Source organism: Comamonas terrae (assembly GCF_001544075.1).
Lineage (GTDB): Bacteria > Pseudomonadota > Gammaproteobacteria > Burkholderiales > Burkholderiaceae_C > Comamonas > Comamonas terrae.
On sequence record NZ_BCNT01000004.1, the window covers coordinates 449,584 to 462,944 of the forward strand.

The window sequence follows — 13,361 nt, forward strand, 5'->3', positions numbered from 1 at the left end:
CGGGGGCTCAGGGGTAGATCGCGGGCGATGCCAGGATGGGGAAGATCTTGATCAGCCCGCCCGTCATCACCTCGATGGCCAGGGCGGCCAGGATCAGGCCCATGAGGCGCGTCATCACGTTGATGCCGGTCTTGCCCAGCGCACGCGCAATCGGATCGGCCAGCGAAAAGCACACCATGATGGCAATGGCCACGACCACGCCGTAGCCCAGCAGGGCCACATGCTGCCAGATGGTGCGCGCCTGGTCCGCATAGATCACCACGGTGGACATGGCGGCCGGCCCGGTCAGCAGCGGAATGGTCAGCGGCACCACGGCGATGCTGTTGCCCTCGGCCGCCTTTTCGGCACCGGCCTGCAGCGTGGGATTGGTCTGCCGCTCCTCGGCGGGGCGCGCGCTCAGCATGTTCATGGCGCTGATCAGCAGCAGCAGGCCGCCGCCGACCTGGAAGCTCTGCAGCGAGATGTTGAAGAACTGCAGGATCTGCAGGCCCAGCAGCGCGCAGACGGCAATCACGCAGAACGCGGCCAGGGCGGCCGTGCGCACGGTCTGGCGCCGCTGCTGGTGGCTGAAGCCTTCGGTGTAGTGGATGAAGAACGGGACGATGGCCAGCGGGTTGATGATGGCGACCAGGGTGATCAGCGGCTTGAGATCCATTACAGATTGCCTCCGGAAATCTCGATCAGACTGCCCGTGGTGTAGTGCGAGCCGTCGGACATCAGCCAGACGATGGCATCGGCCACCTCCTCTGGCGTGCCGCCGCGCTGCATGGGCACGTTGGGTGCCAGGCGCTGCACGCGGTCGGGCTGACCGCCGCTGGCATGGATGTCGGTGTCTATGAGCCCCGGGCGCACGGCGTTGACGCGAATACCCTCGGCCGCGACTTCCTTGGCCAGGCCCAGCGTCATCACGTCCATGGCGCCCTTGGCCGCCGCGTAGTCCACATACTGGCGCGGCGCACCCAGCCGGGAGGCAATGCTGGAGACGTTGACGATGGCTCCGCCGCGCCCGCCGCGGGCCGTGCTCATGCGCAGCACGGCTTCGCGCGCGCAGAGAAACGGGCCTATGGCATTGATGCGGAACATGCGTTCCAGCCTTTGCAGGCTGTATTCGGCCACCGTCTGGCCGGTGTCCACCACGCCGGCGTTGTTGACGAGCGCATCTAGGCGGCCGAAGTGCCGGTCCGCGGCTGCGAACAGCTGCAGGATCTGAGCCTCGTCGCCCACATCCGCCTGCACGGCCAGGCATTGCGCGCCCAGGGCCTGGACCTGCTGCACCACGGCCTGGGCGGCGCTGCCCTGCCGGGCGTAGCTGATGACCAGATCCCAGCCCCTGGCGGCCGCCAGCAGGGCCGTGGCGGCGCCTATGCCGCGGCTGCCTCCCGTGATGAGGGCTACTTTGCGCTCCATGGACTCTCCTGTGAAAAAATGGCCGGATCGCCTACCCCGGCGGCTCCTGCACTATGACAGCATTGCGCTGGCTGCAGATTCCGGCCGGGCGGGCTGCAGTCTTTGTACAACGGAAAGGAGCTGGGCAATGGGTAGCTATGTAGAACTGACGGCCGTGGATGGCGTGAAGACTTCCGCCTGGGTGGTCATGCCCGAAGGCAAGCCGCGCGGCGCTCTCGTGGTGCTGCAGGAGATCTTCGGCGTCAACGACCATATCCGTTCGGTGGCCGAGCGCTACGCGGCCCAGGGCTATGTGGCTGTCGCGCCCGCGATGTTCGACCGCATCCGCCCCGGCGTGGAGCTGGACTATGGCGAAGCGGACATGAAGGAGGGCATGGCGCTGAAGATGGCGGTGGAAAAACTGCATCCGCCGGGCGCGCAGGTCGACATTGAGGCCGCCGTGGCCTATGCGGCCGAGCAGGTACCCGGGGGCAAGGTCGGCATCGTGGGCTTTTGCTGGGGCGGGCTGTGGAGCTGGCGCTCGGCCTGCGAGCTGCCCGGCCTGTCGGCGGCCGTGTGCTACTACGGCGGCGGCATGACCACGGAGATCGAGGCCTGCCGCCAGGCCTGGTGCCCGGTGATGGCGCACTTCGGCCGCAGGGACCGGCATATCACTGTGGAGTCGGTGGAGGCCTTCCAGAAGGCCCAGCCCAAGGCCCAGGTCTTTCTCTACGACGCCGACCATGGCTTCAACTGCGACCAGCGGCCGGCTTACGACGAGGCGGTGGCCCATCTGGCCGGCGAGCGCACGCTGGCCTTTTTTGCCGAGCATCTGGGCTGAAGCCTGGCTGGGCGGGAGCTTGCCATGGCAGCGGACAAGTCTGTGGAAGCCGGGGCCTCGGGCTCCGAAGAGGTGGAGCGGCGCATTGCCGCGCTGGGCGGCTGGCGCGCCGTGGCGCTGCAGCGCATGCGGGCGCTGATCAAGGAGGTCGAGCCCGGCGTCGTCGAGGAGTGCAAGTGGCGCGGCACGCCCGTGTGGTCCTGCGAGGGCATGCTGTGCACGGGCGAGTCCTACCGCGACAAGGTCAAGCTCACCTTCCAGCGCGGCGCCGCGCTGGCCGACCCGCACAGGCTGTTCAATGCCAGCCTGGAAGGCAACATGCGCCGGGCCATCGACATCTTCGAGGGCCAGCCGGTCGACGAACAGGCCTTCAGGGCCCTGGTGCGCGAAGCCATCGACCTCAACCGCCGCCTGAAGCGGGCCAAGGCCGCCAGGCCCGGACGCTGATCCTGTGGATTGAAAACGATAGCGGCTGGCGCCGGCAGGGCAGGCGCCAGCCGCTGTTTTATTTCTGCTCTTCGCTTTCCAGGTAGCGCCGGCGCCAGAAGTAGGCGACCAGCACCACGGTGATCACGGCCATGGACACCAGGGCCCAGATGAAGCCGTCCTTCTTGTGCACGAACGGGATGAACTCGAAGTTCATGCCGAAAATGCCGGCAATCAGGTTCAGCGGCAGGAAGATGGCCGTCACCGTGGTCAGCGTGCGCATGATGTCGTTGGCCCGGTTGCTCTGGGCCGAGAAATGCATCTGCACCGCGGTCTCGGCGCTCTGCTCCATGCGGCGGATATGGTGGATGACGCGCTCGATGTGCTCCAGCACGTCGCGCGAGCGCACGGTGAGCAGCTCGCGCTCGCGCTGGCGCGCCGGCGTGGATTCGGGCGGCCAGCCTTCCAGCGCCTCGGTCCAGTCCTGGATGGAGGCGCGCTGGTCCTCGCAGATTTCGTCGAGCTGGTGCAGGGTCAGGCGCACGTCGAGCACGCTGGCCCAGTTGGTGAAGCGGCCGTTGGGGTTGAGCAGCGCCATCTGCCAGTGGTCGATCTGGCGCGTGAGCGAACGGCGCAGGTCCAGGTAGCCGTCGACCATGGCATTGACCATGCGCAGCATCAGGTCGGCCGGTTCGGCGGGCAGCTTGGCCGAGACCGGGCGGGAGTCCGAGGCCGGCGGGCTGGTCTGCAGCTTCTGCCAGTAGCTGTTGCGCAGCAGGCATTCCTCGGGGTGCACGGACAGCAGCAACTGGTCGTAGAGGGCAAAGCCCACCGGCAGGGTTTCGACGCGCTGCAGCACCGGGCTCCTGCTGTCGGCGACGATGTGCGCGGGACGGTGGGAGGCCTGGGCGGCGGACCTTGCCGCCACCGGCGCAGGCGTGCTGGCGGGCTGGGCAGTGGCTGCGGGCCCGGCCGGAGGGGGCTGCGAGGCAGCCGGCGAACCTGCCGGCGCGGCGGAGGGCAACGGCGGCAGGTGGGTGTCGGCCAGGCGGCGGAACACCAGCACGTCATAGGCGGAGGTGTAGTCGTAGTTGGACGGCAGCTGCGGGTTGAGCAGGTCCGAGACGTGCAGGTCCACCAGCGGATAGCCGCAGACGCTGCCCAGCATGGCCTGGATCTGCGGCAGCTGGGTTTCCAGTTCCGCGCGCGTGCACGACACCCAGTAGAAGCCGGTCAGCGGCGGCTGGGTGGGCAGGGCCTCCTGGGGCTGGGCATACAGCGTGGAAATATGCAGCACACGCATGGGCAATCAACTCTTTCCATGGGCAGAAAAAAACGGCCCATCAGGGCCGTCCTGTACCGGGGCAATCACAGCCGATATTGCCCCGGCAGGCCGCGGGCGCAAGTAGGACAAGCGCGGGCAGCTATCAAAAAATATGCGGCCACCGCGCGCGCCTACAGTCCGCGCAGCTTCCTGGCTGCATCGATCGCGAAATAGGTCAGGATGCCGTCGGCGCCCGCGCGCTTGAAGGCCAGCAGCGACTCCATCATCACGGCGTCGTGATCCAGCCAGCCGTTGGCTGCGGCCGCCTTGAGCATGGCGTATTCGCCGCTGACCTGGTAGGCGAAGGTCGGTACCTTGAACTCGTCCTTGACGCGGCGCACCACGTCCAGGTACGGCATGCCGGGCTTGACCATGACCATGTCGGCGCCTTCCGCAATGTCCAGCGCCACCTCGCGCAGGGCCTCGTCGGTGTTGCCCGGGTCCATCTGGTAGACGTTCTTGTCGGCCTTGCCCAGCGCGCCGCGCGTGCCCACGGCATCGCGGAACGGGCCGTAGAAGGCGCTGGCGTACTTGGCGCTGTAGGCCATGATGCGGGTGTGGATGTGGCCCTGCAGCTCCAGCGCTTCGCGGATCGCGCCGATGCGGCCGTCCATCATGTCGCTGGGCGCGACGAAGTCCACGCCGGCGCCTGCGTGGGCCAGCGCCTGGCCGATCAGCACTTCCACGGTCTCGTCGTTGAGGATGTAGCCGGTCTCGTCGAGGATGCCGTCCTGGCCGTGGCTGGTGTAGGGATCCAGCGCCACGTCGGTGAGCACGCCCAGGTCGGGGAATTCCTTCTTGAGCGCACGCACCACGCGGGGAATCAGGCCGTCGGGATTGGTGGCATCCTTGCCGTCGGGCGTCTTGAGCGCGGCGTCGATATGGGGAAACAGGGCCAGCACCGGAATTTCCAGCTTCGCGCACTCCTCGGCCACGGGCAGCAGCAGATCCAGGCTCAGGCGCTCCACGCCGGGCATGGAGGCCACGGCCTCGCGTCGGTTGGTGCCCTCGTGCACGAACACCGGATAGATGAAGTCGTGGGGCGTCAGCACGCTCTCGCGCACCAGGTTGCGGGTGAAGGCATCGCGGCGCAGGCGGCGCGGGCGGTTGTGCGGAAAAGGAGTGGGGCTAGACAGATGCATGGGGAAATTGTGCACCAAGCATGGGCGGCGGACCGGCGGCGGCCCCGTAACCCGGTTGACATGTCACATACCTGGGCGCATACCCAGGCAGAATGGCAGCCCGGGCGCTGCGGCAAAAGACCGAGTGGGCAACGCGCCCATAGCGCAGCGGCCGCGGCGCGGGCACCGCCTTACACTGCCTGCATGCTCTGGGTCAAAGCCTTTCATATCGTCTTCGTGGCCAGCTGGTTTGCCGGCCTGTTCTATCTGCCGCGCATCTTCGTCAATCTGGCCATGGTGCCGCCGGGTTCGGTCGCCGAGCGCGAGCGCCTGCTGGTCATGGCCCGCAAGCTGCTGCGCTTTACCACTTTGCTGGCCGTGCCGGCCGTGGGCCTGGGCCTGTGGCTGTGGCTGGGCTGGTGGCGCGGCGCGGGCGGCTGGCTGCATGCCAAGCTGTTGCTGGTGCTGCTGGTGATCGGCTACCACCACAGCTGCGCGGTGCTGCTGCGCAAGCTGCAGGACAACACCTGCCGCCGCAGCCACCGGTGGTTCCGCATCTACAACGAGTTGCCGGTGCTGCTGCTGGTGGCCGTGGTGATCCTGGTCGTGGTCAAGCCGTTCTGAGATGAAACAACATCCCCGGAGTCGCTTCGCGCCTGCCTCCTCTCTCTACGCGCTTCGCGCTACGGGAGGGGGCGTACGGGCTGCCGGCGCAGCCCTCGCCGCGGGGCGGCGCGGCCGGCTCGGGCCCTGGCTCGGCTGCCCTTGCTTGGGGTGCGCCAGTTTCATGCGCCGCACCATGGATGACTGAGATGGAGCAGGTAAAGACCGTACAGGACCCGTCAGTTTCGCCGGTGCATGCCACCACGGCCTGGCCGCTGGCGCTGGTGTATGCGGCGCTGATCGTGTTCGCCAGCCTGTTCCCGTTCGAGGGCTGGCGTGCCCAGGGGATCGAGCCGCATGTCTTTCTGCTGGCCAGGATCCCGCCGCCATACTGGACCTGGTTCGACGTCAACACCAACATCGTCGGCTACGGGCCGCTGGGCTTTCTGCTGGCGCTGGCGCTGATGCGCTCGGGCTGGCCGCGCGCGGCCGTGCCCGTGGCGGTGCTGGCCGGCTCCCTGCTGTCGCTGTGCATGGAGTTCCTGCAGATCTATCTGCCGCGCCGCGTTCCTTCCAACATGGATTTCGTGCTCAACGCGGCCGGTACCCTGATCGGCGCCGTGCTGGCGCTGGTGCTGGAAAAGCTGGGCGCCGTGGCGCGCTGGAGCGCCTTCCGCAGCCGCTGGGTGGGCGAGGGCGATGCCGGCATCCTGGTGCTGCTGGCGCTGTGGCCGTGTGCGCTGCTGTTTCCGGCTGCGGTGCCGTTCAGCCTGGGCCAGGTGCTGGAGCGCCTGGACGAGTGGCTGCAGGATCTGTTGCTGGGCACGCCGTTCGAGGCCTGGATGCCGCTGGGCGACTTCGCGCTCACGCCGCTGTCCATGGTGACCGAGATGCTGTGCGTGATGCTGGGCCTGTGGATCCCCTGCCTGCTGGCCTACTGCATGGTCCGCCACATGGGGCGGCGCGCGGCCGCCGCCCTGCTGCTGGCGCTGTCCGGCGTGGGCGTGACGGCACTGTCGGCCGCGCTGAGCTGGGGCCCGGTGCATGCCTGGGAGTGGGTGGACCTGCCGGTGCGCCTGGGTGTATGGGGCGGCCTGGGGCTGGCCGTGATCGCGCTGCCGCTGCCGCGCCGCGCCTGTGCCGTGCTGCTGCTGATGGTGCTGGTGCTGCACCTGAGCATCCTGAACCAGGCGCCCACGAACGCCTATTTCTCCCAGACCCTGCAGGCCTGGGAGCAGGGGCGCTTCATCCGCTTCTACGGCCTGGGCCAGTGGCTGGGCTGGCTCTGGCCTTACGCCACGCTGGCGTATGTCGTGATCCGGGTGTCGCGCCGCCAGCAGCCTGCCTAGAATGCTCGCACTATGAGCGAGAACCAAGACACCGCGGGCGGCTACTACCAGCGCCACATCTTCTTCTGCCTGAACGAGCGTGCCAACGGCGAGGACTGCTGCGCGCTGCATGGCGCCAAGGCCGGCTTCGACCACTGCAAGCAGCGCGTCAAGCAGGAGGGGCTCGCGGGCAAGGGGCGCGTGCGCGTGAACAAGGCCGGCTGCCTGGACCGCTGCGCGGGCGGGCCCGTGGCCGTGGTCTACCCGGAGGGCGTCTGGTACACCTTCGTAGACGACAGCGACATCGACGAGATCGTCGAATCCCACCTCAAAAACGGCAAGGTGGTGGAGCGCCTGGTACTTCCCGATAGCGTGGGACGCTGATCCCGCAAGGAACTTGATGCGATTTCAAGTGTCAAGTGAAGGCAAGCAGGCGCAAGCAGCTACAAACAGGATAGCAATACCGTGAATTCGCAGACTGAACGACTGACCCTGACCGGCGGGGCCGGCGCCATCGAGGCCTTGCGCGACGCGCCCGGCCTGGAGGCAGGGCGCAGCCCGCGCGGCGTGGCCGTCATCGCCCATCCGCATCCGCTGTTCGGCGGAACCATGGACAACAAGGTGGTGCAGACCCTGGCGCGCGCCTTTGTGCAGTGTGGCTACACAGCCGTGCGCTTCAACTTCCGCGGCGTCGGCGCCAGTGCCGGCACGCACGATGCGGGCCGCGGCGAGTTCGAGGACATGCTGGCCGTGGTGCGGCAGGTCGCTCCCCAAGGCCCGATCGCCCTGGCCGGCTTCTCGTTCGGCGCTTTCGTCGCCAGCCATGCATTGGCGACGCTGTGGGGCGAGGAGCGGGTGCAGAAGGTGGTGCTGGTCGGCACCGCCGCCAGTCGCTTCGAGGTGGCTGCCGTGCCGGCCGAGGCACACGAGCGCACGCTGGTCGTCCATGGCGAGGCCGACGACACCGTGCCGCTGGCCTCCGTCATGGACTGGGCGCGGCCGCAGATACTGCCTGTTACCGTCGTGCCCGGTGGCGGCCATTTCTTTCACGGACAATTGCCCCTGCTCAAGAGCCTGGTGGTGCGCCACCTGACCTCCCAGTAACACACATGCCCAAGCCGCCTGTGATGCCTTGTCCAGCCATGCGCCGCGCATGGCTCGCAGTGCACGGGGCGGCTCCGCTTCATCCGGCTTCGCTGCCCGCTCTGTCTTTTCCCTGTCTCCCGACGCCTCGTTCAACGCTTTAGCAAGAGCTTTACTATGCAGCCCATCCATTCCACCGTGCGTGCCGTAGCCCTGGCTGCGGCCATGGTTCCCGCCTTTGTTTCCGTCTCGGCCCTGGCGCAGGTCGCCGCGCCCGTGCCGCCCGAGATCGCCGCCCGCAACTACCTGCTGGTGGACGTCACCGCCGGCCAGGTGCTGGGCGCCAAGGACATCGATTCGCCGGTCGAGCAGGCTTCGCTGACCAAGCTGATGACCGGCTACCTGGTCTTCGACGCGCTGCGCTCCAAGAAGATCACGCTGGAGCAGAAGATGCCCGTGAGCGAGCTGGCCTGGAAGATGCCCGGCTCGCGCATGTTCATCGACCCCAAGATGCAGGTGCCGGTGGACGACCTGATCAAGGGCATGATCGTGCAGTCGGGCAACGATGCCACCATGGCGCTGGCCGAGGCCGTGGGCGGTTCCCAGGAAAACTTCGTGCGTCTCATGAACGAGCAGGCCAAGGCCCTGGGCATGAAGAACACGACCTACAAGAACCCCGAAGGCCTGACCGAGCCCGGCCACCTGACCACGGCGCGCGACCTGTCCATCCTGGCCCAGCGCCTGATGCAGGACTTCCCCGAGTACATGCACTATTACTCGACCAAGCATTACTACTATCCGGGCACGCCGGCCTCCAACGGCACCAACCGCAATTCGCTGCTGTTCCGCGATCCGACCGTGGACGGCCTCAAGACCGGCCACACGGCCGCCGCCGGCTACTGCCTGGTGGCCACGGCCAAGCGCGACATGCCCAACGTGGGCAGCCGCCGCCTGCTGTCCATCGTGCTGGGCACGGCCAGCGAGAAGGCGCGCGCCAACGAAAGCCAGAAACTGCTGAACTGGGGTTATGCGGCCTTCGACGCCGTCAAGCTCTTCGACGGCGACCAGCCCGTGGTCACCCCCCAGGTCTGGAAGGGTTCGGCCAACAGCGTCAAGGTCGGGCGCGCCACGCCCATCGTGGTCAGCGTGCCTGCCGGCAGCGGCGGCAAGCTGAGCACCGAAGTGGTGCGCCAGGACCCGCTGATCGCTCCCATTGCCAAGGGCCAGCCCATGGGCACGCTCAAGGTCAAGCTGGGCACCGACACGGTGGCCGAGGTGCCGCTGGTGGCGCTGGAGGGCGTGGAGCAGGCCGGCTTCTTCGGCCGCCTGTGGGATACCATCCGCCTCTGGATCAAGTAAGTTCCGGTCCGGCGGCGCAGCTTCCGGGCCAGCCCCGGGCTGTGGCGGGAAGGCATGCAGGAGTGACGGCCATCGCGGCCGGCAGTTGTGCAGGTTTTGCCAAACTGGTACAGTCGAGGGCTTTTCGGATTTTCCGAAGGGATTCACGTTTTCGCCCGGATCGCAAATCCGGGCGAGCAAACCATTGCTTTCACGAAGCAATTTCACGTTTAGGGACGTTTATTAATGCCAACCATTAACCAACTCGTGCGTCAGGGCCGCACGGTCGAAGTTGTTAAATCCAAGAGCCCTGCTATGGAAAACTGCCCCCAGCGCCGTGGCGTGTGCACCCGTGTGTACACCACGACGCCCAAGAAGCCCAACTCCGCTCTGCGTAAGGTGGCCAAGGTGCGTCTGACCAACGGTTTCGAGGTGATCTCGTACATCGGCGGTGAAGGCCACAACCTGCAAGAGCACAGCGTGGTGCTGGTGCGCGGCGGCCGTGTGAAGGACTTGCCCGGTGTGCGTTACCACATCGTGCGCGGTTCCCTGGACCTGCAAGGCGTCAAGGACCGTAAGCAAGCCCGTTCGAAGTACGGTGCCAAGAAGCCCAAGGCCAAGTAAGCCCAGGGTTTTCGAAAGCATTCGAACAAGTAGGTGCTGTATCCCGCGTGGCGCGAGATCCAGCGTAGTGACCTGATGCGCAAATGGTTGCGCGGGTCGAGTAAGTGGGAGTCCCAGATTGGCTCTCGCGGTGCCTGAGGAAGGCGCCAACTGAAGCAAAGATAGAGGTAAAAAATGCCACGTCGTCGCGAAGTCCCCAAACGTGAAATCCTGCCGGATCCCAAGTTCGGCAATGTAGAGCTGTCCAAATTCATGAACGTGATCATGGAAGGCGGCAAGAAGGCGGTTGCAGAGCGCATCATCTACGGTGCTCTGGAGCTGATCTCCAAGAAGCAGCCCGAGAAGGATGCTCTGGAGGTGTTCACCACCGCCATCAACAACGTCAAGCCCATGGTGGAAGTCAAGTCCCGCCGTGTGGGTGGCGCCAACTACCAGGTGCCTGTGGAAGTGCGTCCCGTCCGTCGCCTGGCTCTGTCCATGCGCTGGATCAAGGAAGCCGCCCGCAAGCGTGGTGAAAAGTCCATGGCCCAGCGCCTGGCCAACGAGCTGATGGAAGCTACCGAAGGCCGTGGTGGCGCCATGAAGCGTCGTGACGAAGTGCACCGCATGGCCGAAGCCAACAAGGCTTTCAGCCACTTCCGCTTCTAATCGGCACTTCGCACGAAAATCGGACAGGCCGCATGCAATGTTTGCTTGCGGCCTTGTCTTGATTCGGAGCATCCCCATTTAAGTTGCTGCTTCGCTCGCCCATGAGGCCCGCTGCAGCAATTTCTCCTCGATCAATCAAGGATCCATCATGGCTCGCAAGACCCCCATCGAGCGCTACCGCAATATCGGTATTTCGGCGCACATTGACGCAGGCAAGACCACCACGACAGAGCGTATCCTGTTCTACACCGGCGTGACCCACAAGCTGGGTGAAGTGCACGACGGCGCAGCCACCACCGACTGGATGGAGCAAGAGCAAGAGCGTGGCATCACCATCACTTCCGCTGCAGTGACCTGCTTCTGGAAGGGCATGGACCTGTCCTACCCCGAGCACCGCTTCAACATCATCGACACCCCCGGCCACGTGGACTTCACGATCGAAGTGGAGCGTTCCATGCGCGTGCTGGACGGCGCCTGCATGGTGTACTGCGCAGTGGGCGGCGTGCAGCCCCAGTCCGAAACCGTGTGGCGTCAGGCCAACAAGTACAAGGTGCCTCGTCTGGCCTTCGTGAACAAGATGGACCGTACCGGCGCCAACTTCTTCAAGGTCGTGGACCAGATCAAGAACCGCCTGAAGGGCAATCCCGTGCCCGTGGTGGTGCCGATCGGTGCCGAAGACAACTTCAAGGGCGTGGTCGATCTGCTGAAGATGAAGGCCATCATCTGGGACGAAGCTTCCCAGGGCATGAAGTTCGAATACACCGACATCCCTGCCGAGGTCAAGGAAACCGCTGAAAAGTGGCGCGAAAACATGGTGGAGGCTGCGGCCGAAGCCAGCGAAGACCTGATGAACAAGTACCTGGAAGAAGGTACGCTGTCCGAAGAGGACATCAAGGCAGGTCTGCGTGCCCGTACCCTGGCTGTGGAAATCCAGCCCATGCTGTGCGGCACCGCCTTCAAGAACAAGGGTGTGCAGCGCATGCTGGACGCCGTGATCGACTACCTGCCCGCACCCGTGGACATCCCCGACGTGGAAGGTACCGATCCTGACGACGAAGAGAAGAAGCTGTCGCGCAAGGCCGACGACGCCGAGAAGTTCTCTGCTCTGGCGTTCAAGCTGATGACCGACCCGTTCGTGGGCCAGCTGACCTTCGTGCGCGTGTACTCTGGCGTTCTGACCAAGGGCGACACCGTGCTGAACTCGGTCAAGGGCAAGAAGGAACGCATCGGCCGTATCGTGCAGATGATGGCCAACGAGCGTATCGAAGTCGAAGAAATCCGCGCCGGCGATATCGCTGCCTGCGTGGGCCTGAAGGAAGTGACCACCGGCGAAACGCTGTGCGACGTGGCTGCTCCCATCGTGCTCGAGCGCATGGTCTTCCCCGAGCCCGTGATTGCACAGGCTGTGGAGCCCAAGTCCAAGGCCGACCAGGAAAAGATGGGTATCGCCCTGTCGCGTCTGGCTGCCGAAGATCCGTCGTTCCGCGTGCGTACCGACGAAGAATCCGGCCAGACCATCATCGCCGGCATGGGCGAGCTGCACCTGGAAATCATCGTGGACCGCATGAAGCGCGAGTTCAACGTGGAAGCCAACGTGGGCAAGCCCCAGGTGGCCTACCGCGAAACCGTGCGCAGCACCGTCAAGGACGTGGACGGCAAGTTCGTTCGCCAGTCCGGCGGTAAGGGCCAGTACGGCCACGTGGTGTTCACGCTGGAACCCCAGGAAGCCGGCAAGGGCTTCGAGTTCGTCGACGAAATCAAGGGCGGCGTGGTGCCTCGCGAATACATCCCTGCAGTGCAGAAGGGTGTGGAAGAGGCGCTGACCTCCGGCGTGCTGGCTGGCTACCCCGTGGTGGACGTCAAGGTGCGTCTGACCTTCGGTTCGTACCACGACGTGGACTCGTCCGAACAGGCGTTCAAGATGGCAGCCATCTTCGGCTTCAAGGAAGCCGCCAAGAAGGCCAACCCCGTCATCCTCGAGCCCATGATGGCCGTGGAAGTCGAGACGCCCGAAGACTACGCCGGTACCGTGATGGGTGACCTGTCTTCCCGTCGCGGCATGGTGCAGGGCATGGACGACATGGTCGGCGGCGGCAAGGCCATCAAGGCCGAAGTGCCCCTGTCCGAAATGTTCGGCTACGCCACTTCGCTGCGTTCGCAGACCCAGGGTCGCGCCACCTACACGATGGAGTTCAAGCACTACGCCGAAGCTCCCCGTAACGTGGCCGAAGCCATCGTGGCTGCCCGCGCCAAGTAATTGGCGAAAGCTGGCTAATCAGTCATAATCGACGGTTTTGATCGCGGCAGCTCCTTGGGGCTGCCGCGATTTTTGCCGGTCTGCGATCCCATGCCGTCCTGTCACCTGTGCGGGGCGAGTCAGCAATGGGGTGCAGACCTTAAACACCACACAGGTTTTTGCTCTTTGGAGAAATCATGGCAAAGGAAAAATTCGAACGGACCAAGCCCCACGTGAACGTGGGCACCATCGGTCACGTTGACCACGGCAAGACCACCCTGACGGCTGCCATCGCTACCGTTCTGTCGAAGAAGTTTGGCGGCGAAGCCAAGGCTTACGACCAGATCGACGCAGCGCCCGAAGAAAAGGCCCGCGGCATCACCATCAACACCGCCCACGTCGA

At 65.5% G+C, this 13,361-nt stretch carries 15 protein-coding genes; 11 read left to right on the top strand and 4 right to left on the bottom strand.

Annotation, left to right across the window (positions count from 1 at the left end; translation table 11 throughout):
* Positions 1-7: 7 nt before the first annotated feature.
* Entirely contained in the window at positions 8-655 is a 648-nt protein-coding gene (locus Cte04_RS08360; RefSeq protein WP_066475284.1) for a MarC family protein, read from the bottom strand.
* Complete coding sequence (locus tag Cte04_RS08365) at positions 655-1,407, bottom strand: SDR family oxidoreductase (RefSeq protein WP_066475287.1); 753 nt, start codon at positions 1,405-1,407, stop codon at positions 655-657. The genes Cte04_RS08360 and Cte04_RS08365 overlap by 1 nt, the downstream gene beginning before the upstream one ends.
* 127 nt (positions 1,408-1,534) lie before the next feature.
* Here Cte04_RS08365 and Cte04_RS08370 point away from each other — a divergent pair, with 127 nt between their 5' ends.
* Complete coding sequence (locus Cte04_RS08370) at positions 1,535-2,227, top strand: dienelactone hydrolase family protein (protein ID WP_066475290.1); 693 nt, start codon at positions 1,535-1,537, stop codon at positions 2,225-2,227.
* Between the two features lie 24 nt (positions 2,228-2,251).
* Positions 2,252-2,674, top strand: a complete 423-nt coding sequence (locus Cte04_RS08375; protein WP_066475296.1) for a DUF1801 domain-containing protein — start codon at positions 2,252-2,254, stop codon at positions 2,672-2,674.
* 58 nt (positions 2,675-2,732) lie between these two features.
* Here Cte04_RS08375 and Cte04_RS08380 read toward each other — a convergent pair whose 3' ends face one another.
* On the bottom strand, positions 2,733-3,956 hold the full coding sequence (locus Cte04_RS08380) for a magnesium transporter CorA family protein (protein ID WP_066475299.1): 1,224 nt from the start codon (positions 3,954-3,956) through the stop codon (positions 2,733-2,735).
* A gap of 152 nt (positions 3,957-4,108) precedes the next feature.
* Positions 4,109-5,119 carry a porphobilinogen synthase gene (gene hemB, locus Cte04_RS08385; RefSeq protein ID WP_066475302.1) on the bottom strand — a complete coding sequence of 337 codons (1,011 nt, stop codon included), beginning with the start codon at positions 5,117-5,119 and terminating at the stop codon, positions 4,109-4,111.
* A gap of 183 nt (positions 5,120-5,302) precedes the next feature.
* On the opposite strand from hemB, the gene Cte04_RS08390 reads away from it, so the two are divergent.
* From Cte04_RS08390 to Cte04_RS08430, 9 genes are all read left to right on the top strand, one after another.
* Entirely contained in the window at positions 5,303-5,722 is a 420-nt protein-coding gene (locus Cte04_RS08390; protein ID WP_066475304.1) for a CopD family protein, read from the top strand.
* 188 nt (positions 5,723-5,910) lie between these two features.
* Positions 5,911-7,050 (top strand): VanZ family protein, encoded by a 1,140-nt coding sequence (locus Cte04_RS08395; protein WP_066475305.1) that lies wholly within the window; start codon positions 5,911-5,913, stop codon positions 7,048-7,050.
* 12 nt (positions 7,051-7,062) lie between these two features.
* On the top strand, positions 7,063-7,413 hold the full coding sequence (locus tag Cte04_RS08400) for a (2Fe-2S) ferredoxin domain-containing protein (RefSeq protein WP_066475306.1): 351 nt from the start codon (positions 7,063-7,065) through the stop codon (positions 7,411-7,413).
* 81 nt (positions 7,414-7,494) lie between these two features.
* A complete protein-coding gene (locus Cte04_RS08405) occupies positions 7,495-8,133 on the top strand; it encodes an alpha/beta hydrolase (RefSeq protein WP_066475307.1) in 639 nt (212 codons plus the stop codon).
* 156 nt (positions 8,134-8,289) lie between these two features.
* Positions 8,290-9,471, top strand: coding sequence for a D-alanyl-D-alanine carboxypeptidase family protein (locus tag Cte04_RS08410; protein ID WP_066475310.1), 1,182 nt, complete (start codon positions 8,290-8,292; stop codon positions 9,469-9,471).
* A 225-nt stretch (positions 9,472-9,696) separates the two neighbouring features.
* The gene (gene rpsL, locus Cte04_RS08415) at positions 9,697-10,074 is read left to right on the top strand and encodes a 30S ribosomal protein S12 (protein ID WP_003059441.1); all 378 of its coding nucleotides are present in this window, start codon (positions 9,697-9,699) and stop codon (positions 10,072-10,074) included.
* A 174-nt stretch (positions 10,075-10,248) separates the two neighbouring features.
* Positions 10,249-10,722 carry a 30S ribosomal protein S7 gene (gene rpsG / locus Cte04_RS08420; RefSeq protein WP_066475312.1) on the top strand — a complete coding sequence of 158 codons (474 nt, stop codon included), beginning with the start codon at positions 10,249-10,251 and terminating at the stop codon, positions 10,720-10,722.
* A 148-nt stretch (positions 10,723-10,870) separates the two neighbouring features.
* Positions 10,871-12,979: an elongation factor G gene (fusA, locus tag Cte04_RS08425; protein WP_066475318.1), complete on the top strand. Its 2,109-nt coding sequence runs from the start codon at positions 10,871-10,873 to the stop codon at positions 12,977-12,979.
* A gap of 176 nt (positions 12,980-13,155) precedes the next feature.
* Positions 13,156-13,361 (top strand): GTP-binding protein (locus Cte04_RS08430; RefSeq protein WP_083526564.1); only part of this gene is annotated, 206 nt, incomplete at its 3' end.